The sequence below is a fragment of the Bradyrhizobium sp. USDA 326 genome (genome assembly GCF_049739485.1).
Lineage (GTDB): Bacteria > Pseudomonadota > Alphaproteobacteria > Rhizobiales > Xanthobacteraceae > Bradyrhizobium.
On sequence record NZ_JBMGQA010000001.1, the window covers coordinates 4,866,790 to 4,893,090 of the forward strand.

Consider the following 26,301-nt stretch of genomic DNA (forward strand, 5'->3'; position numbering starts at 1 on the left):
CATGCGCCGGCCAATTGAAACAGCACCGAGCAGCGGAGAAGGCATCTGGGTCGAAGACGCGACCGGGGCTACTGAGGTCGGCCACTGGTCACGCGAGGCGGGCAAGTGGGTCTGGCAGGACGGCACTCCGATCGATCCTGCGCCTACCCATTGGTACCCCGCAATGGAGGATGTCGATCCAGAAGACGACCGATCGGGCGGTTCGCTCGTGGCGGCTGTAATCCTGATCCCCGTCGTCTTCGTCGGGGCTTCGCTGCTCGGCGTGTTCACGCCATTCTCGGCGCAACCGGACATGACGCGCATGGGGGGCGAGAGCACCCTCAGCCTCGATCAGCGGCCGGAAATCCTGACTGGCTTGCCAGCACTCCTTCAGCGCGAAGCGACTGGGCCCCCGATGCAGGCGGAGCCAGCGAGTGTGGTGCAACCAAGCCAGCGGCTGGGCGAAGACGCGCCGCGCATTGACGCGTCCGCCCACGAGCTGGCCGAAGCCCGCAGCGAGCTCGACGAGGCGGTCCAGCGCGCGCGCACGGCGGAAAGCGCGGCGGAGGAGCTGCGGAAATCACTTCAACAGGAGCAAGCCAGTAGCGCCGAGCTTGCGAACGAACTTGCCGGAGCCCGTCGCGAGATCGACGCCGGCAAGGCGCAATCCCGCAAAGCGGACGATGTGGCCGAGCAGCAGAGAGATGCGGCGGCGCGGGAGATCGCGGAACTGCAGCAATCCCTGCAGCAGGAGCGGCAAAGAAGTGGCCTCCTCGTGAAGCAGGCGAACACCGCGCAGGCGGCAGCGGCGAGCGCTGAGCAGGAACGCCACGAGGCGCAGTCACGCGCCGCCGCACTCGCGAGCGAACTCGCCGGAATACCTCGCGGATCGCTCATGGCGGATGCTGCGGCCGAAGAACAAAAGGAGGCAGTGGGGCGGCAGGTTGCGGAGCTGCGGCAGTCTTTGCAAGACGAGCGGCAGAAGAACGCCGATCTCGTTGCCCAGGCCAGAGCAGCGCACGCGGTAGCGGCCAATGCCGAGCAACACCGCCGCGCTCTCGAAGAGGCCCAGGCGCATGCAGCCGCGCTGGCGAGGGAACTTGCCGAAGCGCGCCGTGGGATCGAAACCCGGAACGTGCAATTGCGCGAGGCGAACGATGCGGCCTCGCAGCAGCGACAGGCAACGAACCGGGAGATTGCCGAACTGCGGCAGTCGCTGGAACAGGCGCGGAGCGGGACCGAAGCCAGGCAAAACGACCGTGCATCGGCATCGGCCCCAGCCGATGCGCGCCTCCAGGTCCAGCAAACAAATGAAGGCCCGATCTTGCCGCCGACGCGGCGCGTGGAAGCGACTGTCGCGGAGCCGCTGACAGCCGCAAACCAGAACGAGGCGGAGGCCCGATTGATCCCGCGCGCCAGGGCGTTGCTCGATCAAGGAAATATCGGTGCAGCGCGGATCGTGCTCGAGCTCGCGGCCGAGAAGGACATTGCGCAGGCAAGCTTCATGCTCGCGGAGACATACGATCCGGCGGTTCTGTCCGCCTGGGGCACCTATGGAACGCGCGGCGAAGCGGCCAAGGCGCGGGAGCTCTACGCGAAGGCGCACCGGGGTGGCATTCGAGAGGCGAAGGAACGGCTGGAGGCGCTGCAGCGCTGAGAGCGAACATGTTGCAGTCCTGCGGAACCAACGGTTGCGGTGGCTGATTCGGAAGGGAAACGACATGAATGAGGCACCAAGGTCACTCTCGCTGCTCCTGCTCGCCGGGTTGCTGCCGGTCGCGATGCTGCTTCAGACAGCCTGCCTGGAAGCCCAAACGGCGAGAAATACCAGGATTGATGCTCAACTCGTCCGAAGATTGCTCCCGCCGGAAAATGAAAAGGATCGGATGAACGCCTGGACGGTCGGGCTCGCCGGCGGTCTGCTCGAGGGCGCACCGATCCGCCTCGCCGCAGAAATGGCTCGCGTCGTCGATGACGGAGCAAACCTGCATCTCCTGCCGATCGTCACGCGGGGGGCCACCGACAATCTGAATGCGCTGCTGTATTTGCGCGGCGTCGATACCGCCATCATCAATTCCGATGCACTCGACGAGTATAAGGTTCAGGCACCGCAGATCCGAAGCCGCATCACGTATCTGCTCAATCTCTTTCCATCCGAGCTGCACATTTTCGTGCGGCCCGAGATCACAAGCCTGCAGGATCTTGCCGGCAAGAAGGTGAACTTCAACACCCAGGGCACCGCAGCGGCCTATTCAGGACCGCTGATCTTCAGTCGTCTTGGCATCGATGTTGACAAGACATTCATTCCGCATCAGGTGGCTCTGGAACAGATGCGCAAAGGCGAGATGTCGGCCGTCGTGTTCATTACATCGAAACCCGTCGACGCCTTCGTAAAGGGCCGCTGGGAGGCTGGATTCAAGTTCCTCCCGATCGTCTACGACAGGAAGTTCGAGGACTATTATCTGCCCGCGACCCTGGAGGCCAACGAGTATCCCAGCCTGATCAGGCAAGGCGAGCGGATCTCGACGATTGCGGTGCCGACGGCGCTCGTTGCATTCAACTGGCCGCAACAATCGAACCGTTATCAACGCGTGGCGCGTCTCGTCGACTACCTGTTCTCGCGAATCGACAGACTGCAGGCGCCGGGCTTCGATCCGAAATGGCAGTCAATCAATCTCGCGGCCACCGTGCCAGGGCTCACCCGCTTCCAGGCCGCGCAGGACTGGCTGGATCGCAAGGCACGAAGCGCACAGGCGCGGCCATGAAGGGTGCGGCTCCTCCGCTCGCCGTCGCTTTCAATGTGGCCTGCGGAATCGCTTACGCACAAAACACGACCGATCCCATGGAAACACTTCTGGCTTGCTCGGCGATGACGGGGCAAGAACGGCTGGAATGTCTGCAGGATCTGTCACGCAGGATACCACCGCCCGGCCGACGCGCGTCAGACGATGGCTGGCTGATCAGCGAGACCACCTCGCCAGTCGACTATTCACCGATCGTCACGGCCACCACCTCTTCGGTTGGCAGTTCGAATGGTGCTGCGATGCAACTCGCAATCCACTGCCGTAAAGGCCGCACGGAAGTCGTAATCGAAGGGCCGACGATGTCACGCAGTGCCAATGAATACGCCGTCTCCTTTCAGCTCAATGCGGAGCCGCCAATGCAACTCACGACCGCCGCGCCGTCATTCGGCTCCGGCGTCGCTATCGGAGGCGACGTTGTGCAGTTGCTGAGATCGCTACCCGATAACGGTCACATCAATGTGCGTCTCTCCATCCGCACCCGCGCGGTGCAAGCGGGACAATTCTCGCTCGGCGGATTCAAGAAAGTGCGCGAAAAAGTGGGGGCTGCATGCAAATGGCCGCATGCCGTCGCGAGACCAGGACGGTGACGGCCAAGCGAAAGGGAGAAACGAAATGATCGATCTGAAGTTGGCGATGGCAGTCATCAGCGGCTTGGCGATGCTGCTTCTGGCCGGACCAGACGCGCAGGCGCAGCAGGACAACCGGCTGATCCCGCAGGCGAGCGCGACGACCCAGGCGAGCAACCAGAAGCATTCAAGTCGACACAAGCAGGCGGGAAAACCAGGGCAGAACCTCACCAACAAGCGGAACCCTGCGAACGACGGAGCGCTGGCTCAGATGACCAAACCTGAGGTCGCCGCAAAGAAGTCACATCGGCTGATATTGCAGGTCAATTCCAACGAACCTGCGATGATGAACCTCACACTCAACAACGCGACCAACGTCGCGCAATACTACCGCGATCTCGGTGAACCAGTGTCGATCGAGGTCGTCACCTTTGGTCCGGGGCTTCACATGCTGCGCGACGACACCTCGCCGGTGAAGCCGCGCATCGAGGTGCTCGCGATGAGCCATCCCGAAATCTCCTTCAAGGCCTGCGGCAACACGCAGGAAAACATGCGGAAGGTGGAGAACAAGGACATAAGCCTGATTCCGCAGGCCACGGTTGTCAAATCCGGTGTCGTCCGCGTCATGGAGCTGCAGGAGCAGGGCTGGAGCTACGTCAAACCGTGAGGTTCGGCGGCAGACCGGGCACTGCAGGCGTTTGCGGGCCGAGCGGATTCAGGAGCTCACTCCTAAAACTGATATCTCCGCAGTCCCCCATCCACCGGGATCACCGTGCCCGTGATGTAGCGCGCCACCGGTGAGGCCAGAAACACCGCGAGTGCCGCGAGATCTTCCGGCTCGCCCCAATAGCCCACCGGGATTTCTTCCTCGGCAAAGCGTTCGCGATAATCCGGCGCGTAGTTGCGGCGAATCTGTTCGCTCATGATGCGGCCGGGCGGGATGCAGTTGATGGTGATGCCATGCTCGCCGATCTCGCGCGACAGGCCCTTGGCCCAGGCGTGCACGGCGGCCTTGGCGGCGAAGGCGGCGTTGAGGCCTTCCGGTTCGGACTTGCCGGTGATGTTGACGATGCGGCCCCATTTGCGTTCGATCATCTGCGGCAGCAGCGCATGCGCGATGCGGCGATAGCTGGTGAAGTTCAGCGCGATCGCTTCGTCCCACTTGCTGTCGGGCGCATCGACGGGGAGGGGACGGCTGCCGCCGGCATTGTTGACGAGGATGTCGACATGGCCGAGCTCCTTCAGCGCAAAGGCCGCAATGTTCTCGGCGGCGTCCTTGGCCATCACGTCCTGCTGGAACGGCGTGATCAACCCGCCGCCGGCTTCTTTCACCAACTCGGCAAGCAGATCGGTGCGGCGCGCCACGCCGACGACGCGCACGCCTTCGGCCGCCAGACCCTTGGCGATGGCGCGGCCGATGCCGATGCTCGCGCCGGTGACGACAGCGGTTTTCGATTTGAGCCCGAGGTCCATGGTCACACGCTCTCTTGGTTGCTTTGCGCTTTGCTGTTCGTTTCCTGCCTTGTCCCGCGTGCGGCGATTTGCCGAACCGAGACGAGCAGTGGTAACCAAGGGCCTCGGCGAAGGAAACACGAAAAAGAAAAGGCTGAAACGATGGTCTGGGATCCGCAGCAATATCTGAAGTTCTCCGGCCATCGGCTCCGGCCGGCCGTCGACCTCCTGATGCGGATTCCGGATTTTGCCCCGCGTGCGATCGCCGATCTCGGCGCCGGCGCCGGCAACGTGACGAAGCTGATCAAGGAGCGCTGGCCGGATGCGCGCGTGACCGGTGTCGAGGGCTCGGCGGAGATGGTCGCTGCGGGGCGGAAGGCCGCGCCTGACGTGGAATGGTCACATGAGGATCTCGGCCATTGGAGTCCCGCCGGGCAGTACGACTTGATCTATTCCAATGCCGCACTGCACTGGCTGCCCAATCATGCGGCACTGTTTCCGTCGCTGATGGAGAAGGTGACGCGTGGGGGCATCTTGGCGGTGCAGATGCCGCGCAACTTCACCGCGCCCTCGCATGTGCTGATCGGCGAGACCGCGCTGGATGGTCCGTGGCGGTCCAAGGTGGAGCATCTCGTCACCGCGCCGCCGGTCGAGGGGCCGGCCTTCTATCACGATCTGCTGGCGCCGATGTCGGCCAACATCGACATCTGGGAGACCGAATATCTCCAGGTGCTCGAGGGCGAGAACCCCGTCAAGGAATGGACCAAGGGGACCTGGCTGACGCGCTACCTCGACGTCCTGCAAGGCGAGGAGAAGATCGCGTTCGAAGACGCCTATGGGATGCGCGTCGCAAAGGCCTATCCGAAGAATGCGGCGGGGCAGACGCTGTTCCCGTTCCGGCGTCTGTTCATGGTCGCCCAGCGCAAGGGCTGATGGCGCTGCCGCATTGCGGCACAAGCGCTCGTTCCCTTGGACGCGCGCAGACGCCGGGTTGCGCATGCAGCGGTCGTCGCGTTAGCTTGGCCGCAGCAAATTGGGCTTAGGTCTAGTTGTTCGGGCAGCGGATTGCTGCCAGGACTGACCTGAAAAACAAGAGAAACCGGTTTCGGAGTTGTTGGGAGGTACGTTCATGCGCAAGCTGCTTACCGCGGTCGCCGCCGCGGCTGTTCTCTTGGCTCCCGCCATCGCCCACGCCCAGGCGCCGATCGTCATCAAGTTCAGCCACGTGGTCGCCAACGAGACCCCGAAGGGCAAGGGTGCGCTGAAATTCAAGGAGCTCGCCGAGAAATACACCGACGGCAAGGTCAAGGTCGAAGTGTACCCGAACTCCACGCTCTACAAGGACAAGGAAGAGATCGAGGCGCTGCAGCTCGGCTCGGTGCAGATGCTTGCGCCCTCGACGGCCAAATTCGCGCCACTCGGCATCAAGGAGTTCGAGGCGCTCGACCTGCCCTGGCTGTTCAAGGACGACCAGACCTATTCCAATGCGATGAAGGGCACGGTCGGCAAGTGGCTGTTCCAGAAGCTTGAAGCCAAGGGCATCACCGGCCTCGCTTACTGGGACAACGGCTTCCACATGCTCTCCGCCAACCGTCCCCTGATGAATCCGGCCGATTTTCAGGGCCTCAAGTTCCGCATCTCCGGATCGAAGGTCGCCGACCAATATCTTCGCATCATGGGCTCGATCCCTCAGATCATGGCGTTCTCGGAAGTCTACCAGGCGTTGCAGACCGGCGTGGTCGACGGCTGCGAGAACACCGCGTCCAACTACCTGACGCAGAAGTTCTACGAGGTGCAGAAGGACATCACCGTGTCTTATCACGCGCATCTGCAATATGCCGTCATCGTCAATTCGAAGTTCTGGTCGGGTCTTCCGCCCGACATCCGCACCAAGCTGGATAAGGCGATGGCGGAGGCGACCGACTACACCAACTCGATCGCGCGCCAGGAGAACGAGGACGCGCTGGCCGAGATCAAGAAGACGGGCAAGACCAATCTGCATTATCTCACCGACGCCGACCGCAAGGCCTGGCAGGAGGCGATGCAGCCGACGTATAAATGGGCAAAGGGGCGGGTTGGGCAGGAGGTGCTCGATCTCGTCGCCAAGGAACTCGACGTCAAGATGAACTGACGGGCTGCGCCCCAATAAGAACAATACCAACGGTCGGGAGTGATCGCACTCCCGGCCGTTGCGCTTGAATGATCCAATCCGGGGGGACCAAGTTGCTGCGCGCGCTGAATCGTTTTCTCGATCATCTCGAGGAGTGGCTGATCGCGACGATGATCGCGGCTGCGACATCGCTCATCTTCGTCGCCGTGCTGCATCGCTACGGTGCCGGGCTGTCGATCGACATCGCCAAATGGGCGGAAGCGCGAAATCTCGCCTTCCTGGCCGTGCCGGCGCGAGCGGTGTTCGTGTGGCTTGCCGCCCTCGACCTGTCCTGGGCGCAGGAACTCTGCATCTACATGTTCATCTGGATGGCGAAGTTCGGTGCCGCCTATGGCGTGCGGACCGGCATTCATGTCGGCGTCGACGTGCTGGTCAACATCCTCCCTGGCGGGTCGCGCCGGCGCGTCATCACCTTCGGCCTTCTGTGCGGCGCGCTCTTCACCGCCATCGTCGGCTATTTCGGGGCCGCCTTCGTCACCCACATGTGGCAGAGCGGCCAGCAATCCAACGATCTCGAAGCGCCGATGTGGATGGTGTACCTCACGATCCCGCTCGGCTCCGGCCTGATGTGTTTCCGCTTCCTGCAGGTCGCCTGGTCGTTCTATCGCACCGGCGAGCTGCCGCATCACGACATGGCGGGCGTCGAGGGTATCGAGGCGGACCCGGTGCATCCGGCCCCGGTCACGCCCAGCCAGGTCGTCCGCGACGAGCGCAGCCCGCTCGGCTGGATCCTGATGCTGCTGCCGGTCCTGATCGTCGCCCTGTGCTTTGCGCATGCGGCCCACCTCATCACGCTGCCGCACGGCCTGCGTGTCTTCATCGTGTTCGCGCTTCTGCTCTCGTTGATGCTGACGGGCATGCCCATCTCGATCGCGCTGGGCCTGACCGTGCTCAGCTTCATGTTCACGCTGACCGACGTGCGAACGGAATCGGTGGCGCTGAAGCTGTTCACAGGCATCGAGAATTTCGAGATCATGGCGATCCCGTTCTTCATTCTCGCCGGCAACTTCCTGACCCATGGCGGCGTGGCGCGACGGATGATCACCTTCGCAACCTCGCTGGTCGGCCATTGGTACGGCGGCCTGGCGCTGTCGGGCGTGGTCGCCTGCGCGTTGTTTGCCGCGATCTCCGGCTCCTCGCCGGCAACCGTGGTGGCGATCGGCTCGGTGATCCTTCCCGCCATGGTCGCGCAGGGCTTTCCGAAGCGGTTCGGCGCGGGCGTGATCACGACGTCGGGCTCGCTCGGCATTCTCATCCCGCCGTCGATTCCGATGGTGCTCTATGCCGTGTCCACCAACAGCTCGGTCGGCAAGCTCTTTATCGCCGGCATCGTGCCGGGATTCGTGCTGGCCTCGCTGCTCGGCGCGACGACGTTCTATCGCGCTTGGCGCAACGACTATCCGCGGATGCCAAAGGCCACCTTCCTCGAGCGGCTCGATGCGTTCCGCAAGTCGATCTGGGGCATCCTCTTGATTGTGATCGTGATCGGCGGCATCTACAGCGGCCTGTTCACGCCGACTGAAGCGGCCGCCGTCAGCGCGGTCTACGCCTTCATCGTCGCCGTGTTCATCTACAAGGACCTGAAGCTGCGCGACGTGCCGCGCGTGCTGCTGTCATCGGCGAACCTCTCGGCGATGCTGCTCTACATCATCACCAACGCCGTGCTGTTCTCGTTCCTGATGACCTACGAGAACGTGCCGCAGGCGCTGGCGCAATGGATGATCGACCAGGGCCTGGGGTGGATCGGCTTCCTGCTGCTCGTCAACCTGCTGCTGCTGGTGGCCGGCAACGTGATGGAGCCGTCCTCGATCATCCTGATCATGGCGCCGATCCTGTTTCCGGTCGCAGTCAAGCTTGGCATCGACCCCATCCATTTCGGCATCCTGATGACGGTCAACATGGAGGTCGGACTGTGCCATCCGCCGGTCGGTCTCAACCTCTACGTCGCCTCAGGGATCGCCAAGATGGGCATCACCGAGCTCACGGTCGCGGTGTGGCCGTGGCTGCTGACCATGCTGGGATTCCTGGTGGTTGTGACGTACTGGCCCGGCCTGTCGCTGTGGCTGCCTCGCTTGCTGGGCATGTAACCGCCGCGTGGCGGGGCGGAGACGATGAGCGTCTCCGCCCGTCCTGGGGCGAGACATGGCTAATGCGCGGTAAATCCGCACGCTCAAATGCGATCGTTGAGTAGCGAACGCATCTTTACGGGTCTTCGGTAGATAAATGCCAGTGGATGGGAGCTGGCATGTTCTTCAACAGAATGGAATCCGGACCGGCGTCGATTTCGGACGCCGTCCATTTGGAAGTCATCACGGGCCTTCACGGCACGATGATGCCCACCATTCTCGCGGCCGCCTGCCAGGCGATGGTCGGCGCCATCACGACCTACGAGACCGGTGACATGATGACGGCCGGCCTGACGGTCGCCGGCGTGGTGGTGGCCGTTGTCCGTCTCGCCGAGATATTTGCATTTCGCCGCCGCCTCGCGGCTCCGCCACGGCTCGGCCGGGCCGAGGCCGTGCACTGGGAACGGCGCTACATTGCCGGCACCGTGGTAACGGCCCTCGTGCTCGGCGTGTTTGCCGCGCGCAGCATCGTGCTGGGCGATGCGCTCTGCTCCGTGATGGCGATCGGCATCGGTTTCGGCTTCGGCGCCGGCGTGGTCGCGCGGCTGGCGCTACGTCCCGTCGCGGCGCTGCTCGATCTCGCCGCGATCGCCGCGCCTGCCGCGATCGTGAGCTTCATGCAACCCGATCTCCGTCATGTCGGGCTCGGTCTCCTCATCCTGATGTACGTGGTCGCGAGCTTCGAGATGGTTCGGCTCAGCTTCAATGCCTCGATCAGCCAGATCACGCTCAAGCGCCAGTTCGAGCAACTTGCGCGCTCCGACCCGATGACCGGCGTGTCCAATCGTTCGGTGCTGGCGAGGGATCTGCCCGTGATGCTGTCGGCCGGGATGGTTGCCGTCCATACGCTGGATCTCGACCGTTTCAAGGAAGCCAACGATCGGTTCGGCCACCCCGCCGGCGATGCGCTGCTGAAGCAGGTCGCCGGACGGCTCAAGGCGCTGGCCGCGTCTGACGACCTCGTGATCCGCATGGGCGGCGACGAGTTCGTCCTGGTGCAGCGCGCCGCGTCCGACGCGGAGGCGATGGCACGTCGGATCGTGCAATCGATCGGCAGGCCGTACGAGGTTGACGGACAGGTGATCGATCTTGGTGCGAGCGTCGGCGTCGCCGTCGCGCCGGACGACGGCCGAACCGCAGAGGCGCTGTTGTCGCGCTCGGACAAGGCGCTGTACCGGGCCAAGCAGAATCGTGGCGGCTACGTGCTGGCCAGCGAGCTGCGGATGCCGGACAACGCCACGGCATCGCGCCAGGCCGTTGAAGGCGTAGCTGCCTAGACGGTGCACCCTCTCCTCGCGGGGAAGCGAGAAGGCATCTCGCTCCATTTCCTTCGTCTCCTCCAATGGCAATCGACCGCAAGATGCGGTTAGATGCCGTGCATCAGGCGGGGAGGAGCAACATGACGGAATCCAGCAGCGAGCCGAAGGACGCATCGCCGTCTGTCATCGCGCAGCACGATGCGATGCTGAACGCACTGCCGTTTTCCGACACACGGGATTTCGACGACGCCGCGCGCGGCTTTCTCGGCACCATCGAGAACGCGGCGATCACGAATCCGCAAGGGCGGACGGTCTGGAGCCTCGAGCCTTACGGCTTTCTCGCCGCCGAGCAGGCGCCGCCCACAGTCAATCCGAGCCTGTGGCGGCAGTCGCGCCTCAACATGCATCATGGGTTGTTCGAGGTCGTGTCCGGCGTCTACCAGGTGCGCGGGCTCGACATCGCCAACATGACGCTGATCGAGGGCGACAGCGGCGTCATCGTGGTGGACGCGCTGACCTCGATCGAAGGCGCCCGCGCCGCGCTTGATCTCTACTTCAGGCACCGCGGCACGCGACCGGTTGCGGCGATCATCTTCACCCATACCCACACCGACCATTGGGGCGGCGCGCGCGGCGTGCTGGCGGAGGATGCGCTCGCCACGGGCAGCGTGCCGATCATCGCGCCGAACCTGTTCATGGAGCACGCCGTCTCCGAGAACATCATCGCAGGACCTGCGATGCTGCGCCGGGCGCAGTACCAGTTCGGACCCCTTCTCGCCAAGGGCGCGCGCGGGCAGGTCGATTGCGGCCTCGGCAAGTCGATGGCCGCGGGCTCCGTCGCGCTGCTGCGCCCCACGGATCTGATCATGGCGACCGGCGATACGCGCGTGATCGACGGCGTCGCATTCGAATTCCAGATGGCGCCGAACAGCGAAGCGCCGGCGGAGATGCACTTCTTCGTCCCGCGCTACAGGCTGTTGAACCTCGCCGAGAATTGCACGCACAATTTCCACAATCTGCTGCCGTTCCGCGGCGCCGACGTGCGCGACGCGCTGGCCTGGTCGAAATATCTCGGCGAAGCCTTGCAGCTCTGGGACGGCAAGGCCGAGGCGATGTGCGGCCAGCACCACTGGCCGGTGTGGGGGGCTGAGCGCATCGGCACGATGATCCGGCAGCAGCGCGATCTCTACAAGTTCGCGCATGACCAGACCATCCGCCTGATGAACCACGGCCTGACCGCAGCCGAAATCGCCGAAACGATCCAGCTGCCGAAGAGCCTGGAAGGCGCCTGGCACGGTCGCGGTTATTACGGCCACATCCGGCACAATGTGAAGGCGATCTACCAGAAGTATCTCGGCTGGTACGACGCCAACCCGGTCAATCTCGATCCGCTGCCGCCGGTCGAGTCGGGCAGGAAGTATGTCGAGTACATGGGCGGCGCGGACGCGATCCTGGCGCGGGCGCGCACCGATTTCGACAAGGGGGAGTTCCGTTTCGTCGCGCAGGCGCTCGGCCACCTCGTCTTTGCCGAGCCTGACAATGCGGCGGCGCGCGCACTCTTGGCCGATACGCTGGAGCAGCTCGGTTATGCCGCCGAGAGCGCGACCTGGCGCAACGCCTATCTGTTCGGCGCCCAGGAATTGCGCCAGGGCATGCCGAAGGTGCCGGCGCGCCCGCCGATGCCGCGCGAAACGCTCGCCGCGCTCCGCACCTCCCAGCTCTGGGACGTGCTCGGCATCCGCCTCAACGGTCCCAGGGCGGAAGGCAAGCACATCGTCTTGAACTGGCGCTTTTCCGACACCGGCGAGACCTTCGTGCTCAATCTGGAGAATTGCGCGCTCACCTACGCCGAGGGCGTGCAGGCGGAAAATGCGGACGCCAGCTTCACGCTCGCGCGCGCAACGCTCGACGAGGTGATCGCGAAGCTGACGAGCTTTCCGGAAGCGGTCGCCGCCGGCAAGATCAAGCTGTCGGGCAATCCAATGAAGCTTGCCGAGCTGATGGGCCTGATGGACGAATTCCCGCGCATGTTCGAGATCGTCGAGCCGAAGCGGTGGTGAGGTACGCGAGGACGCTGTTGGCTTGTCCAGCGGATGGATGGGTAACAAAACAGACCGGATGGAAAGGTAACAGTCGTTCATGGTTCGGTCTGCTGCGGCGCTGCGCTAGCGCAGCGCCGCAGCGTCGATGTTTTCTGGTCGATGATGCCGATCGGCACGTTGAAGAAGCGCACCTGCCATTGCCCGTCGGCGGTTTCCTCCACGGCAACTGTTTCACCAGCGAGAGCGCTGCAAAGGTGGATGAGATCGCCACGCCATTTGATCTCGCCGTTGGAGCGAACCTGGCGCACCGCCGCTTCGACGGGATAGTCCGGCTCCGGAGGCCGCCTTGGCATCGCACGAGGGGAAGAGTGGTAGGCGCTGGCAGGTGGGCGTTGGCCAAGCGCCTCGTGGGGCCGTTCTTCGTTATAGTCGCGCGCGAATGCTGCGAACCGTCGGGCTTGCGCGGTCCTGGTCGGCGGCGGTGGCCGCATGGCTTCCAGAAGCGTAAGGTGGAAGCGTTCGTGCCAGCCGTTCTGCTGCGGATGGCCAGGATCAATCCGTTCATGGCGGATGCCAAGCTTGATCCACCATACCGACAGCGCGGTCAGACCGGTCGTCCCGGTCGAGGCGAACGGCGAGCCGTTGTCGGAGCGGATGATCTGCGGCAAGCCGTGCTCGCGAAACGCCCGTTCCAGTAGCGGTTGGCACTCGGCATATTGCGTGCTGCCCGTCGCCGTCAGGCTGATCAAATAGCGGCTGAAGCCATCGGTCACAGTGAATGGTTCAACGCGAGAACCGTCGCCCAATCGGATCCAGCCCTTGTGATCTAGGGCCCATACATGGTTGGCATGCTGAGGCACCGTCAGTTGCCCCATCCGCGGCGGCGCACGTCGACGGACCTTGCGGTCGCCGACGAGTCCCGCTCGTTTGAGAATCGCTCCGGCTGTCGAGGCCGACGGCCAGTCGACATCCCCTTGGCGAGCCTCGAGCTTGCTGACGATCTTGCGCGGTCCCCAGCTCGGCCGCTCGAGCCGCAGCCCAACGATCGCATCCACGATGTGCTGAGGCGTCGCCCGCCCATGCACCCGCGCGGCGTGGGAACGATCCTCAAGCCCGCTAGGCCCCTCCAGCCGGTAGCGCTCCAGCCACTTGTAACCGGTCTTGCGACTGATCTCGTAGCGCTCGCAAAGCTCGGTCATCGTCCACATGCCGGTTCGCTGATCCGATATGAAGTTCACCCGTTGGTCCACTGCACAGCTCTCTCGCCAAGGCATCGGCTGATCCTCCCAGCCGACAGAGAACTGTCACCCATCCATCCGGTCTACTGTGTTACCAATCTATCCGGTCTGGACAGGCTCCTTCCTTCTCCCCTTGTGGGAGAAGGTGGCGCGAAGCGCCGGATGAGGGGTCTTTCTCCACTGAGAAAGTTTCAATGCGGAGGCAAACCCTCACCCCAGCAAGTATGCGGCCTCGTTCTTGAGCCCTCTCCCACAAGGGGAGAGGGCGCTTCGATTGGCAGCCGCGGTGCGGCGGCCGTGAGTTACTCCGCGCTGCTCACCAGCTTGATCCGCGGCGCCTGCGCCTCGGTCAGGCTGCGATAGGCCGCAAGGTAATCCAGCGCCATGCGCCGCGCGGTGAAGCGCGTCTCGAACTGCTTGCGGATCGCGGTGCGGTCGAGTTGCGGAAGGCGATTTACCACCCCCGCGGCGCTGATAATATCCTCGACGATGAAGCCGGTGAGGCCCTCGTCGATGATCTCCGGCACCGAGCCGCGGTTGAAGGCGACCACCGGCGTTCCGCACGCCATGGCTTCGATCATGACGAGGCCGAACGGCTCCGGCCAGTCGATCGGCAGCAGGAGGCCGAGCGCGCCGCTCAGGAAGTCCGACTTCTCGTGATCGCTGATCTCGCCGATGAATTCGACCAGCGGATTGTTCTCGATCATCGGCCGGATCAGCTCGTCGTAATAGTCCTGGTCGGCGCGATCGACCTTGGCCGCGATCTTGAGCGGAATGCCGCAATGAGTCGCGATCTTGATGGCGCGGTCAACGCCTTTTTCCGGCGCGATGCGGCCGAGCACGGCGAGATATTCCTGCTTTGCCGACTTCGGCGTCAGCAGATTCTCCGGCAGGCCGTGGTGGATCGTCGTCACCCAGTTCGCCTGCGGCACCGGCCGCCGCTGCGCGTTGGAGATCGAAATGACGGGCATCCTGGAGAAGGTGTTGAAGACCGGCTGGTGCTCCGGCAGGTCGAGCCGGCCGTGCAGCGTCGTCACGAATGGTGTCGGCTGGCGGTGGAACAGCGACCACGGATAATAGTCGAGATGGAAGTGGAGGAAGTCGAACTCCTCGTCGTCACATTTCTGCCGCACCCGCTCCAGCAGCACCATGTGAAGCGCATTGGGATCGCGCACGGAGCCGTCGAGACGAAGCGCCTTCGGCCACAACGCATCCAGCTTTGCCGACGTGTGCGAGTCGCCGCTGGCGAACAATGTTACGTCGTGTCCAAGGGCTACCAGCTCCTCCGTCAACCAATGCACCACCCGCTCGGTGCCGCCATACAGCTTGGGTGGAACAGCCTCCGTCAACGGAGCTACCTGCGCGATGCGCATCTCACCATCTCCTCTACGATCATGAAGGTTGAAAGCCCCCGCATATCGGCACCGGCTATGCCAGCCAAGGGAACGTTCCCGCACTTGCGAAGTTCCTTCCTCCAAACGTTACATATTCGACACGTCGGGGAATCGTCGCGATGCTGCCACTACATCTTCGCAGATCGCCCGCATCCGCATGTCGTGATGGCGTTGCCCGGGAACCGAGGCGAAGCGGTCGATGTTCACTCGACCAGTAACGAAACGAAAATCAGCATAACGGGGCGATAGCCATATGGATCAGCTTTCTGGATACGCGCGCAGGCCATTTGCCTTTGTCTTGCGCTATCTTCGGATGCGAAAGGCATCGCACTTGGTGATCCTTACCGCGGTCGTTGCAGCGGTTGCCTGCTCCGTAGGCACCCAATACGGGGTGAAATCACTTGTCGACGCGCTGTCCGCGGGACCTTCCCAAGCCGGTGGCGTATGGCTGGCATTCATTCTGCTCATGTCGCTGATTGCCGCCGACAACTTCCTGTGGCGGATCGCGAGCTGGACAGCGAGCTTCACCTTTGTCCGGGTCACGGGTGACTTACGGCGTGACATATTTCGTCATCTGACCGGGCACGCGCCGAGCTATTTTTCGGACCGGATGCCGGGGATGCTGACAAGCCGCATCACGGCGACCTCGAACGCGGTGTTCACGGTCGAGAACATGTTCGTCTGGAACGTGTTGCCGCCCTGCATCGCCACAATTGCGGCAATCGCGCTGATTGGAACCGTCAGTCCGTACATGGCCCTCGGCCTGATCGTCATTGCCGGCGGCATGGTGGTTGCGATGTTCCATCTGGCAGCCGCCGGCAAGCCGCTGCATGACGATTTCGCCGACAAGGCCGCGGTGGTCGACGGCGAGATGATCGACGTCATCAGCAACATGCCGCTGGTGCGCGCCTTCTGCGGCATCAGCCACGAACATGAGCGGTTCGATGCGACGGTGAACCGGGAGCTGACCGCGCGAAGCCGCAGCCTGCGCTATCTGGAAAAGCTGCGGCTGTTGCATGCCGCTATAACGGTGCTTTTGACGATTGCGCTGATGGCCTGGGCCATCACGCTCTGGCAGAAGGGCGACGCGACGACCGGCGACGTCGTGCTGGTCTGTACACTTGGTATCTCCATCCTGAGCGCCACGCGCGACCTCGCGGTTGCCTTGGTCGACGTCACCCAGCACGTCGCGCGCCTGACCGAGGCGATTGCCACGCTGCTGGTGCCGCACGAGTTGCGCGATCACCCCGAGGCCGAGCCTCTCGTCAAGAGCGGCGCGGCAATCGCGTACAACAACGTCACCTTCGGCTATCCCGGCGGCGACAAGATCTTCGAGCGGTTCAGCCTGCGGCTCCAGCCGGGCCAGCGCGTCGGCCTCGTCGGACAGTCCGGCGGCGGCAAGTCGACGCTGTTCACGCTGCTCCAGCGCTTCTACGACGTCGACGAGGGCAGCATCACCGTCGACGGCCAGGACATCTCCAAGGTGACGCAGCTGAGCCTGCGCGAGGCGATCTCCGTCGTGCCGCAGGACATTTCGTTGTTTCATCGCTCCATTCGCGAGAACATCCGCTACGGCCGGCCGAGCGCGACCGACGACGAGGTGCTGCGTGCGGCGATCGCGGCGCGCTGCGACTTCGTCGAGAGCCTGCCTGACGGCCTCGACACCATGGTTGGCGACCGCGGTGTCAGGATGTCCGGCGGCCAGCGCCAGCGCATCGCCATCGCGCGTGCCTTCCTGAAGGATGCGCCCATCCTGCTGCTGGACGAGGCGACGGCCGCGCTCGACAGCGAATCCGAGGAGGCCATCCGCGAGGCGCTGTCGCGCCTGATGCGCGGCCGCACCGTGATCGCGATCGCGCATCGGCTGGCGACGCTGCGCAATTTCGATCGCGTGGTCGTCCTGCGAAATGGTAAGATCATCGAGGACGGCTCGCCCGAGCGTCTGATGCAGGGCCACGGGCCTTATCGCGAGCTGGTCACGCAGGAAATGAGCCGGCTCGCGCAAGCTGCCGCGTAAACCAACAGTCGCGTTCTCGAGTCGGTTGCGTTTTGAAACAGGCGCAGGGGAGCAGCTCATGTCGGCCGAAGCCGTCACCCAATTCGTCTCCGTGACGCGGACCTCGGAACAGGTCGCGGAACAACCCTTCTATATTCCGATGACGGGGCCGTCGGCACGGCCGCGGCGTTCGCTCAAGCACGACGACACTTTCATCGTGCTCGACAGCCATGGCGACATCGGCGCATCCGCCGGCGGGCCGGACGGCCTGTTCCATCATGATACACGCTATCTCGCGCGGCTCGAGCTCGTGCTCGACGATCTCCAGCCGCTGCTGCTCGGCTCGAACCTGCGCGACGACAATTCGGCGTTGACCGTCGATCTCACCAATCCGGACATCTACCGGCAGGGCAGTCTCGTTCTGCAGAAGGACCTGCTGCACATCGTGCGCACGATCTTCCTGTGGCGCGGCACGGCATATCAGCGCATCGGTGTGCAGAACCATGGCGACCGGCGCACCAGCTTCGAGCTGACGCTGCTGTTCGGCAACGACTTCGCCGATCTGTTCGAGGTCCGCGGCGAGCGGAGGCCGCGCCGCGGGATCGGAACCAGCCGGCTGCTGGGGCCGACCGACGTCCTGTTCGAATATCGCGGCCTCGACGACGCCGAACGCACCACCGGACTGCATTTCGATCCGCGTCCGACGCGGCTCTCGGTCAATGCCGCGACTTGGGAGCTCGACCTGGAGCCGCATCAGGCCAAGTCGCTGTTCGTGGCGGTCTCCTGCAACCGGCCGGTGACGGAGCGGCCGGTGCGGTTCTTTCCGGGCCTGCTGGCGCACCGCCGCGAAATGCGGCAGTCGACCATGGGCGCGGCCAGCATCGAGACCTCCAACAACATCTTCAACGAGGTGCTATGCCAGGCCATGGCCGACCTCAACATGCTGATGACCGAGACGCCGCAGGGACGTTATCCCTATGCCGGTATTCCCTGGTACTCGACGACGTTCGGCCGCGACGGCCTCATCACCGCACTCCAGATGCTCTGGATCGATCCGCGCGTAGCCAAGGGCGTCCTGCGCCGGCTTGCGCATTTCCAGGCCAGGGCGATCGACCCGCTCGCGGACGCTGCGCCCGGAAAGATCCTGCACGAGATGCGCGGCGGCGAGATGGCGGCCCTCGGGGAGGTGCCGTTCGCGCATTATTACGGCAGCGTCGATTCGACCGCGCTGTTCGTGCTGCTCGCGGGAAGCTATTACGAGCGCACCGGCGACGAGGCCACGTTGATCGAGCTGTGGCCGGCGATCGAGGCGGGGCTGGCCTGGATCGACGGCCCCGGTGATCCCGACCAGGACGGCTTCGTCGAATACCAGCGCGCGACCGAGAAGGGGCTGGCCAATCAGGGCTGGAAGGATTCCTACGACGCGATCTTCCATGCCGACGGCCAGCTTGCAGAGGGCAATATCGCGCTTGCGGAAGTCCAGGGCTACGTCTTTGCTGCCAAGCAGCTCGCCGCGCGTTGCGCACTGCGGCTCGGCAAGCCTGACCGCGCTCGCAAGCTCGAGACCGAAGCCAGGGCACTCGCCGAGCGTTTCGAGCAGGCGTTCTGGTGCGAGGAGCTCGGCACCTATGCGCTTGCGCTCGACGGCGAGAAGCGGCCCTGCAAGGTGCGGACCTCGAACGCCGGACAGGTCCTGTTCAGCGGCATGATCCGCGAGGATCGCGCCCGCCTCGTCGCCGCCGATCTGATGCGGCCGCATTTCTTCTCCGGCTGGGGCATCCGCACCGTCGCGCAAGGCGAGGTGCGCTACAATCCGATGTCCTATCACGACGGGTCGATCTGGCCGCACGACAATGCGCTGATCGCACTCGGACTCGCGCGCTACGGCCTCAAGCATTCGGTGGCGCATGTCTTCAAGGGGCTGTTCGATGCTGCGACCTATATGGATCTGCGCCGGTTGCCCGAATTGTTCTGCGGCTTCCGGCGCGAGAAACGGCGCGGACCGACGCTCTATCCGGTCGCCTGCGCGCCGCAAGCCTGGGCCAGCGCGACGCCGTTCACGCTACTGGAGGCGGCGCTCGGCCTCGAGTTCGACGTGGCGCGCGGCGAGATTCGCCTGCGCAATCCGCATCTGCCCGCGTTCCTCAACGAGGTGATCCTGCGCGATCTGCGCCTCGGCGAATCCAGCGTCGATCTTCGTGTCAGCCGCCACGGCGACGACGTGGCGCTGGAGGTGATGCGCACACGCGGCCAGATCCAGGTCTCGATCGTGCTGGCGCGCTAGCGTTGCATCGTGAGGAGGGTGACATGCGTGCGATCGGAGCGTTGATCCTGAGCGTGGCGATCGTGGTTGCCCTGACGGTCGCACCGTCGCGTGCCGCGGAGGATCAGCCCGCAGGCCAGAATGAAGCGAATGTGCCGCCAGGGGCACGGCCGCCGGTCTCGACCGTTCCCGTGACTCCCAAGGACGCCGCGCCGCCACCCTCGGTGACCATCATCGGTGCGAGCGAGGCCCATGGGGTGCTCGGCCGCGACGTTCGCAGCGCCGCCGGCGAGGACATGGGCCGTATCGTCGACGTCATCGTCGATCGCACCGGCCATGTGCGGGCCGCGGCGATCGATTTCGGCGGATTCCTCGGCGTCGGCAGCCGCAAGATCGTGGTGGACTGGAACGCGCTGCGCTTCGGCAAAATCGCCAATAAGAAAGACAGTATCACGCTGGAATTGACCAAAGCGCAGGTCGCGGCCGCGCCGGAATACAAGGAAGACACGCCGATCGTCGTCCTCGGCGCGTCTGGCAGCCTTCAGCCGCTGCAAGCGATCCAGTGAGGTGCCGGGAGGGCCCACCGCCTGTGCTGTTGTCGAGGAAGCCCAATCTTGCGGATCGCGGCGCCCGCGCCGAGCAGGACAAGGTTGCTGTGCCGTCGGCCGCGGGTATTCCGGCGCCCTCGCGCCAGAGCCTGCGCGGCCTCGACTGGTTCATCTTCTTCCTCGCCGACGTGCAGACCGGCTTCGGTCCCTTCATCGCGGTTTATCTGACGACGCAGAAATGGACCCAGGTCGAGATCGGCCTCGTGCTGTCGATCGGCGGCATCGTCGCGTTGATCGGGCAGATGCCGGGCGGCGCGATCATCGATGCCGCGAAGTCGGAGCGCCTGGTCGCCGCCCTCGCGATTGCGACCATCGGCGTCTGCGCGCTTGCCTATGCCGCCATGCCGATCTTTCCCGTTGTGGTTGCCGCCGCCACCTTGCACGCGGCGGCGAGCTGCGTGCTCGGGCCGGCGATCGCCGCGATCAGCCTCGGCCTCGTCGGCCCGCTCGCGATCGGCGAGCGGCTTGGCCGCAACGCGCGCTTCGCCTCGCTGGGCAATGGCGTCGCGGCGGCGGTGATGGGCACCGCGGGCTATCTGCTGTCGAGCCGCTCGGTCTTCCTGGTCACCTTCCTGCTCGCGATTCCGACCCTCATCGCGCTGTCGCGCATCCGCGAGAACGAGGTCGACATCAGGCGCTGTCACGGCGAGATGCCGCCTGAAGACGCCGACCGCGGCGACACCAATATCTGGCACCTGATCCGGCAGCGTCCTCTCATCGTCTTCGCGATCAGCGTGCTCTTGTTGCAACTCGCGAACGCCGCAATGATGCCGCTGATGGCGAGCGCGGTGACGGCGAGGTCGAGCCAATGGGCGACCGTGCTCGTCGCCGCCTGCATCATCGTGCCGCAGGCGATCGTGGCGCTGCTGTCGCCGACGGTCGGGCGGCAGGCGCAAGTGTGGGGCCGGCGGCCCTTGCTGCTGATCGGATTCGGCGCGCTGACGATTCGCGGATTGCTGTTTGCGACCGTGCGCGATCCCTACCTGCTGGTGCTGGTGCAGGTGTTCGACGGCTTCACCGCCGCGGTGTTCGCCGTCATGATTCCGCTGATCGTGGCCGACGTCGCCTTCGGCAGCGGCCATTTCAATCTGGCGCAGGGGATCGTGGGGACGGCGACCGGCATCGGCGCATCGCTGAGCACGGTGCTCGGCGGCTATGTCAGCGACAAGTTCGGCAATGCCACTGCCTTTATCGGACTGTCCGGCGTCGCCGCGGCGGGGCTCCTTCTGATCCTGCTCATGATGCCGGAAACCCGGCGCACGGCATGATCGCGGCAAAAGAAAAGGCCGGCCGAAACGGGTTCGGCCGGCCAAGTCACGGGGGAGAAAGCCGATCAGGCGTCGAGATTGTGCAGGCGCTGGCGGTTGCGCAGCACGATCTGGCGGGCGCCGGAGAAGCCGAGAATGCCCTGGGCGTGAAGCTGCGACAGTGCGCGCGACACGGTTTCGAGGGTGAGGCCGAGATAGTCGCCGATGTCGCGGCGGCACATCGGCAGCGCCATCATGCCGGCAACGGCGAGGCGGCGGTCCATTTCGAGCAGGAAGGTCGCAACACGCTCCATCGCCGTCTTGCGGCCCAGCAGCAGCATGTGGTCCTCGGCATGGCGAAGCTCGGAGGCGGTCATCGCCCAGAGCTTGCGGGCGACCTGCACGTCGGTGCCGGCGGCCTTCTCGAGGCTCGCGCGCTTCACGAGGCGCACGGTGGTGTCGATGATGGCTTCCGCGGCGAGGCGGTGCGTGGGACCGGATTCGAGGCCGAACACGTCGCCGGGAAGGTGGAAGGCGCCGATCTGGCGACGGCCGTCAGAAAGGAGCTTGTAGCTGCTCACTGCCCCCGACACGACCTGGTAGACATATTCGGACGGCTCATCCTCGCCATAGATCTCCTCGTCCTTGCGATAGGAGAATTCCGTGGCGACAAGGCCGACATGGCCTGTGATTGCGCCGAACTGGTCGGTGACAGGATGGGCAGGAGCAATCTTGCCGACAATGTGGGTTTTGATCGCCTGGGTGTTGAGCGTCTGGGTCAGCATCTGCGCCATCTCCGTTGTGATGGCGCTTTCCTACGCGGTATCGGGGGCCTCGAAAATTTCGAGCGATATCTTAAGGGGGTTGCCTTACGTAGAATCCCGTAGCGGGCGGTCCTGGATGGCGTGGCGGATGCACTTGACAAGGTTTTCGTCGAGTAGCGGCTTCAAAACCACGTCTTTGATGCCCGCCGTCGCCGCCCGGGCCGAGATGTTCTCGTCGGGATAGCCGGTGATCAGGACCACGGGCGCGTCGCGGTCGGATTTGCGCAAGCGGCCGGTCAGCTCGATACCGTTGATGTCCGGCATCTTGTAGTCGATGACGTAGCAGTCCGGCCCGGACGCGCCGCTGACATTGAGCAGCGCCGTGCCGCTCCTGAAAGTCCGCACGGCAAAGCCGTCGGTCTCCAGCAGGAACCGCAGGGATCCCAGCACCGCAGCATCATCGTCGACCACAAAGACGGTGAGTTGTGGGGAGGACTGCAGCCGCGCACCATGTGAGCTGACTTCGATCATGCTGATTGGTTAGCACGGCCCCGGGAAGGCGCCTTGACCTGCCTCAATCGTTGAGCATGCCGGCACGCATCGCCAGCCGGACCAGTTCGGAGAGGCTGCTCGCCTGCATCTTGGTCATCACGTTCGCCCGGTAGACCTCGATGGTGCGCGGGCTGATGTCGTATTCGCGGGCGATCAGCTTGTTGGAGAGGCCCGCGATCAGCCCTTCCATGACCTGGCGCTCCCTGGGACTCAAGGACGCGACGCGGGCGGCGATGTCCTGCGCGACGGCTTCGTTCTTGGCGGCAGGCTCGGCCTGGCGGATGGCCGAATCGATCATGGCGGTGAGACGGTCGTCATCGAACGGCTTTTCCAGGAAATCGACCGCCCCGAGCTTCATGGCTTCGACCGCGAGCGGCACGTCGCCATGACCGGTCATGATCACGATCGGGAAGGGGCTTTGCTGCGCCTTCATGCGCTTCAGCAGCTCGATCCCGTCGAGCCCGGGCATGCGCACGTCGGAGACGACGCAGCCGAAGGCGAGGCCGGGCAGGGCTTCGAGAAAGGCGAGGGCGTCGTCGAACAGGGTGACGCCGAAGCCGGCGGAATCCAGCAGGAAGTTCAGCGAGTCCCGCATCGCTGCGTCGTCGTCGATGACGTAGACATTTCCCTTGGTCGTCATGGATCAGCTCTCGTCGGTTGCCGGCAAGGTGAAGCGGAAAGTCGCTCCGCCCGCCGCGTTGCTTTCGGCCCACATGCGGCCGCCGTGAGCCTCGATGATCGAGCGGCTGATGGACAGTCCCACGCCCATGCCGGTGTCTTTGGTGGTGAAGAAGGTCTGGAACAGGTTCGGAACGACGTCGTCGCGGAAGCCCGAGCCGGTGTCGGAAACCTCAACCTCGATCATGTCGTCAGCGACGCGGGTGTTGGCGACGACGAGCTCGCGCCGCGGCGACTGCGCCATTGCTTCCAGCGCATTGCGGAACAGATTGACCAGCACCTGCTGGATCTGCACCCGGTCGGCGAGGACGAGATCGGCGTCAGGATCGAGGCTGAAGCGGAGCTGCACGTTCTGCTCGCGCGCGCCGGCGAGCCCGAGCGCGCCGGCTTCCTCGATCAGCTTCGACAGGCTCTCGACCCGCTTTTCCGATTCGCCGCGGGAGACGAAGTCGCGCAGCCGGCGGATGATCTGGCCGGCACGCAAGGCCTGCTCCGCCGCTCGATCGAGCGCACTTTCGACCTTCGGCGAGTTGGGATCGCTGCTGCCGGCGAGGAGGCGCCGCGATCCCTTCATGTAGTTGCTGATCGCCGCCAGCGGCTGGTTGAGCTCGTGGGCGAGAGCGGAGGCCATTTCGCCCATTGCGGTCAACCGCGACACATGCACAAGCTCGGCTTGCAGTTCCTGGAGCCGCGCCTGGGTCTGCTGGTGCTCGGTGAGGTCCCGCACGAAGCCGGTGAAATGAGGCTCGCCCGCGCGTTGCGTCTGCCCGACGGAGAGGTGCATCGGGAAGGTCGTGCCGTCGCGGCGCTTGCCCGTCACAATCCGGCCGATGCCGATAATGTGCGGCTCACTCGTCCTGAGATAGCGCGCAAGATACCCGTCGTGACGCGACTGATCGGGCTCAGGCATGAGAATGCTCACGTTCCGGCCAATGGCTTCCTGCCTGCTGTAGCCGAACAGCCGCTCCGCGGCGCTACTGAAGAGCTGCATGATGCCGCGTGAATCGATGACGATCATGGCGTCGGGCACCGTTTCGAGAATCGAGCGTAGATGATTCTCCTGGGAGCGCAGGGCCTCCTCGAGCTGCTTTTCCTCGTTGATGTCGAGGAATATCCCGCTGAGATGACGTGGCGCGCCCGAATCGTCCCGGATCACGCCGGCCCTGGCTCGGATCCATTGGCCGTTTCCGGACGCGCCGCCGACCTTGAAGGACAGGTCAAGTCCCCCGCCGCCTTCCGAGAGGCGCCCGATCGCCTTCAGGAGGTGGTCCCGATCGCCTGGTTCCAGCAGCGAAAGAAAGAGCTCGTAGCTGACGGCCTGGTCCCGCTCGAGGCCAAACAGCCGCTTGGCCATCTCCGACCATTCAAGCTCGCGGGTCTGCAGATCGAAGTCCCAGGTGCCCACCCCGAATCCCTCGATGCGGCCCCGGAAATGCTCGCCCCGACCGTCGTCTGCTGGAGGGGTCACGCGGGTCGGCGCCAAGCTCTGCTCCTATCCTCGGCGGGCAGGCAGGATACCTTTACCGCTCCCGCAATTTCGCCCAAGGCTCGCTCCGAGGCAAGCGCAGACGTTGAATTCACTGGCGGATTTCCTACTGAACGATGGGGGAGCCAGAAGCGCTTGTTTTGATCTATCTCAGCCTGTCGCGCGGCAGCAGGTCTAGGATTCGATGAAATTTGATGATGCTGGGAGATACTCGATGACATACGCGACCGTCATGGTCAGCCTGGCGCTCGACCAGCCCAACGAGGCGCGTCTTCAGGTCGCGGGCGAGCTCGCCGAGCGATTCGAGGCTGCCATCATCGGGGTCGCCGCGGCCCAGTTCGCGCCGCCGCTCTATTTCACTGACGGTACCGAGGCGCAGGCGCTGATCGACGAGGGCGAAGCTTCGGTCAAGCGAGGGATGGCCGGCCTGGAAGTACAATTCCGCGCAGCAACCAAGAATCGCGGCGGACACGTCGAGTGGCGCAGCGCGATGGATTTTCCGACGCGATTCGTCCTGGCGCAGGCGCGTTGCGCCGACATCGTCGTCAGCGGAGGGCAGAGCCCGGCCTTCTCCGATGCTTTCTCGCTCGCGAGCCCCAAGGATCTGGTGATGCAGGCCGGCCGTCCGCTTCTCGTCGTCCCCGATCGGGTCAACTGGCTCGACCTGCGCAACGTGCTGGTGGCGTGGAAGGACACGCCGGAGGCGCGGCGGGCGGTGAGCGACGCGCTGCCGATGCTGCGCAAGGCGAGGGACATCACCATCGTCGAAATTCCAGAGCAGGGCAACGACCGTTCGGCCGTGATGGCCGGCGTCACCGACGTTGCCGCCTGGCTCGGCCGTCACGGCGTCACCGCGACCGCACGCGTCTCGGAGGCCGCCGCGGACGAAAGCGCGGCGGCGCATTTGGAGAAAGTCGCCGGCGATGTCGGCGCCGGCCTGATCGTCGCGGGCGCTTATGGTCATTCGAGGTTTCGTGAACTGATCCTTGGGGGCGTCACCCAGTATCTGGTCACGCAAACCGCCCGGAGCGTGCTGCTGTCGCACTGACCGCCGTCCGGTCAGTATCGAATCGAGGAGGACGCGTCGTGTACAAATTTCTTGAACAGACTGTCGACGGCTACATGACGCGCAACGTCAAGACGGTGCAGCGCGGCCTCGACTTGTTCCAGCTCAGCGAGATGTTCGAGATCGACGATTTCAATTCCTATCCGGTCGAAGACGACGGGCAGGTGGTCGGCATCGTCACCAAATTCGACATCCTGAAGTGCTTCGCCTTCACGCCGAGCCAGATGTTGCCCCGCTACGATGACCTGATGAGACGCAAGATCAGCGACATCATGACGCCCGAGTTCATCTATGTCAGCCCCGACACGCGGCTGACACGTGTGCTCCAGATCATGGTCGATCACCGCATCAGGAGCATCATCGTGCTCGACGGTACACAGAAGCTGGTCGGCATCATTGCCCGCGAGGACGTCATCGCCGCGCTCAAGGCGACGGCCCGAGAGTAAGCAGGAGCTCCGTGATTTTACGGAGAGGTTTCTGTTTCTTCACTTCTTCCCTTGTGGGAGCCGCACAGGCTGCCTTCGGCGCCCGCCCTTGAGAACGCCGGCTATGGCCGAATGAGCGGCCTGTCTCCACGGAGACATTTCACTGCGGAGCTGACTCCTCATCCA

Annotated in this window: 22 protein-coding genes and 1 pseudogene; 16 read left to right on the forward strand and 7 right to left on the reverse strand. The window is 64.3% G+C overall.

Annotated elements, in window-relative coordinates:
- Position 1: 1 nt before the first annotated feature.
- From ABIG06_RS22940 to ABIG06_RS22955, 4 genes are all read left to right on the forward strand, one after another.
- The gene (locus tag ABIG06_RS22940; protein ID WP_370138725.1) at positions 2-1,636 is read left to right on the forward strand and encodes a hypothetical protein; all 1,635 of its coding nucleotides are present in this window, start codon (positions 2-4) and stop codon (positions 1,634-1,636) included.
- A 64-nt stretch (positions 1,637-1,700) separates the two neighbouring features.
- A complete protein-coding gene (locus tag ABIG06_RS22945) occupies positions 1,701-2,744 on the forward strand; it encodes a TAXI family TRAP transporter solute-binding subunit (RefSeq protein WP_124159811.1) in 1,044 nt (347 codons plus the stop codon).
- The gene (locus ABIG06_RS22950; RefSeq protein ID WP_245454459.1) at positions 2,741-3,370 is read left to right on the forward strand and encodes a hypothetical protein; all 630 of its coding nucleotides are present in this window, start codon (positions 2,741-2,743) and stop codon (positions 3,368-3,370) included. Before ABIG06_RS22945 ends, ABIG06_RS22950 begins: the two co-directional genes overlap by 4 nt.
- Before the next feature lie 25 nt (positions 3,371-3,395).
- Complete coding sequence (locus ABIG06_RS22955; protein WP_245454458.1) at positions 3,396-4,016, forward strand: hypothetical protein; 621 nt, start codon at positions 3,396-3,398, stop codon at positions 4,014-4,016.
- Between the two features lie 62 nt (positions 4,017-4,078).
- Here ABIG06_RS22955 and ABIG06_RS22960 read toward each other — a convergent pair whose 3' ends face one another.
- Complete coding sequence (locus ABIG06_RS22960) at positions 4,079-4,822, reverse strand: SDR family NAD(P)-dependent oxidoreductase (protein WP_124159808.1); 744 nt, start codon at positions 4,820-4,822, stop codon at positions 4,079-4,081.
- Positions 4,823-4,963: 141 nt separating this feature from the next.
- Here ABIG06_RS22960 and ABIG06_RS22965 point away from each other — a divergent pair, with 141 nt between their 5' ends.
- The 6 genes and pseudogenes from ABIG06_RS22965 (at position 4,964) to ABIG06_RS22990 (ending at position 12,416) form a co-directional block, all read left to right on the forward strand.
- Entirely contained in the window at positions 4,964-5,734 is a 771-nt protein-coding gene (locus tag ABIG06_RS22965) for a methyltransferase domain-containing protein (protein ID WP_370138726.1), read from the forward strand.
- A 196-nt stretch (positions 5,735-5,930) separates the two neighbouring features.
- Positions 5,931-6,932: a DctP family TRAP transporter solute-binding subunit gene (locus tag ABIG06_RS22970; protein ID WP_124159553.1), complete on the forward strand. Its 1,002-nt coding sequence runs from the start codon at positions 5,931-5,933 to the stop codon at positions 6,930-6,932.
- Between the two features lie 149 nt (positions 6,933-7,081).
- Positions 7,082-7,558: pseudogene (locus ABIG06_RS22975) on the forward strand (TRAP transporter small permease); the annotation flags it as partial.
- A gap of 219 nt (positions 7,559-7,777) precedes the next feature.
- Positions 7,778-9,058 (forward strand): TRAP transporter large permease, encoded by a 1,281-nt coding sequence (locus ABIG06_RS22980; RefSeq protein ID WP_245454475.1) that lies wholly within the window; start codon positions 7,778-7,780, stop codon positions 9,056-9,058.
- A 158-nt stretch (positions 9,059-9,216) separates the two neighbouring features.
- The gene (locus ABIG06_RS22985; protein ID WP_124159551.1) at positions 9,217-10,374 is read left to right on the forward strand and encodes a GGDEF domain-containing protein; all 1,158 of its coding nucleotides are present in this window, start codon (positions 9,217-9,219) and stop codon (positions 10,372-10,374) included.
- 122 nt (positions 10,375-10,496) lie between these two features.
- A complete protein-coding gene (locus ABIG06_RS22990) occupies positions 10,497-12,416 on the forward strand; it encodes an alkyl/aryl-sulfatase (protein ID WP_370138727.1) in 1,920 nt (639 codons plus the stop codon).
- 77 nt (positions 12,417-12,493) lie between these two features.
- On the opposite strand, the gene ABIG06_RS22995 is transcribed toward ABIG06_RS22990, so the two are convergent.
- Entirely contained in the window at positions 12,494-13,672 is a 1,179-nt protein-coding gene (locus tag ABIG06_RS22995; protein ID WP_424578306.1) for an IS481 family transposase, read from the reverse strand.
- Between the two features lie 266 nt (positions 13,673-13,938).
- The gene (locus tag ABIG06_RS23000) at positions 13,939-15,009 is read right to left on the reverse strand and encodes a glycosyltransferase family 4 protein (RefSeq protein WP_370138728.1); all 1,071 of its coding nucleotides are present in this window, start codon (positions 15,007-15,009) and stop codon (positions 13,939-13,941) included.
- Positions 15,010-15,283: 274 nt separating this feature from the next.
- Here ABIG06_RS23000 and ABIG06_RS23005 point away from each other — a divergent pair, with 274 nt between their 5' ends.
- Genes ABIG06_RS23005 through ABIG06_RS23020 form a run of 4 tightly spaced genes read left to right on the forward strand, consistent with a single transcriptional unit; the run spans position 15,284 to position 21,165 of the window.
- Positions 15,284-17,047, forward strand: coding sequence for an ABC transporter ATP-binding protein (locus ABIG06_RS23005; protein WP_124159548.1), 1,764 nt, complete (start codon positions 15,284-15,286; stop codon positions 17,045-17,047).
- 58 nt (positions 17,048-17,105) lie between these two features.
- Positions 17,106-19,310 (forward strand): glycogen debranching N-terminal domain-containing protein, encoded by a 2,205-nt coding sequence (locus ABIG06_RS23010; RefSeq protein ID WP_370138729.1) that lies wholly within the window; start codon positions 17,106-17,108, stop codon positions 19,308-19,310.
- Positions 19,311-19,333: 23 nt separating this feature from the next.
- Positions 19,334-19,855 (forward strand): PRC-barrel domain-containing protein, encoded by a 522-nt coding sequence (locus tag ABIG06_RS23015; RefSeq protein ID WP_199751412.1) that lies wholly within the window; start codon positions 19,334-19,336, stop codon positions 19,853-19,855.
- 23 nt (positions 19,856-19,878) lie between these two features.
- The gene (locus ABIG06_RS23020; protein ID WP_199751411.1) at positions 19,879-21,165 is read left to right on the forward strand and encodes an MFS transporter; all 1,287 of its coding nucleotides are present in this window, start codon (positions 19,879-19,881) and stop codon (positions 21,163-21,165) included.
- Positions 21,166-21,230: 65 nt separating this feature from the next.
- Here ABIG06_RS23020 and ABIG06_RS23025 read toward each other — a convergent pair whose 3' ends face one another.
- The 4 genes from ABIG06_RS23025 to fixL all read right to left on the reverse strand — a co-directional run bounded on the left by ABIG06_RS23025 (position 21,231) and on the right by fixL (position 24,621).
- Complete coding sequence (locus ABIG06_RS23025) at positions 21,231-21,929, reverse strand: helix-turn-helix domain-containing protein (protein WP_199751410.1); 699 nt, start codon at positions 21,927-21,929, stop codon at positions 21,231-21,233.
- Positions 21,930-22,013: 84 nt separating this feature from the next.
- Complete coding sequence (locus tag ABIG06_RS23030) at positions 22,014-22,439, reverse strand: response regulator transcription factor (RefSeq protein WP_124159544.1); 426 nt, start codon at positions 22,437-22,439, stop codon at positions 22,014-22,016.
- 43 nt (positions 22,440-22,482) lie between these two features.
- Positions 22,483-23,100 carry a response regulator FixJ gene (gene fixJ, locus ABIG06_RS23035; RefSeq protein ID WP_124159543.1) on the reverse strand — a complete coding sequence of 206 codons (618 nt, stop codon included), beginning with the start codon at positions 23,098-23,100 and terminating at the stop codon, positions 22,483-22,485.
- Between the two features lie 3 nt (positions 23,101-23,103).
- Positions 23,104-24,621: a sensor protein FixL gene (gene fixL, locus ABIG06_RS23040; RefSeq protein ID WP_370138730.1), complete on the reverse strand. Its 1,518-nt coding sequence runs from the start codon at positions 24,619-24,621 to the stop codon at positions 23,104-23,106.
- A 217-nt stretch (positions 24,622-24,838) separates the two neighbouring features.
- Between fixL and ABIG06_RS23045 the strand changes: the two genes are divergently transcribed.
- Entirely contained in the window at positions 24,839-25,672 is an 834-nt protein-coding gene (locus tag ABIG06_RS23045; protein ID WP_370138731.1) for a universal stress protein, read from the forward strand.
- A 38-nt stretch (positions 25,673-25,710) separates the two neighbouring features.
- Positions 25,711-26,136, forward strand: a complete 426-nt coding sequence (locus ABIG06_RS23050; RefSeq protein ID WP_124159540.1) for a CBS domain-containing protein — start codon at positions 25,711-25,713, stop codon at positions 26,134-26,136.
- The last annotated feature ends 165 nt before the right edge of the window (positions 26,137-26,301 follow it).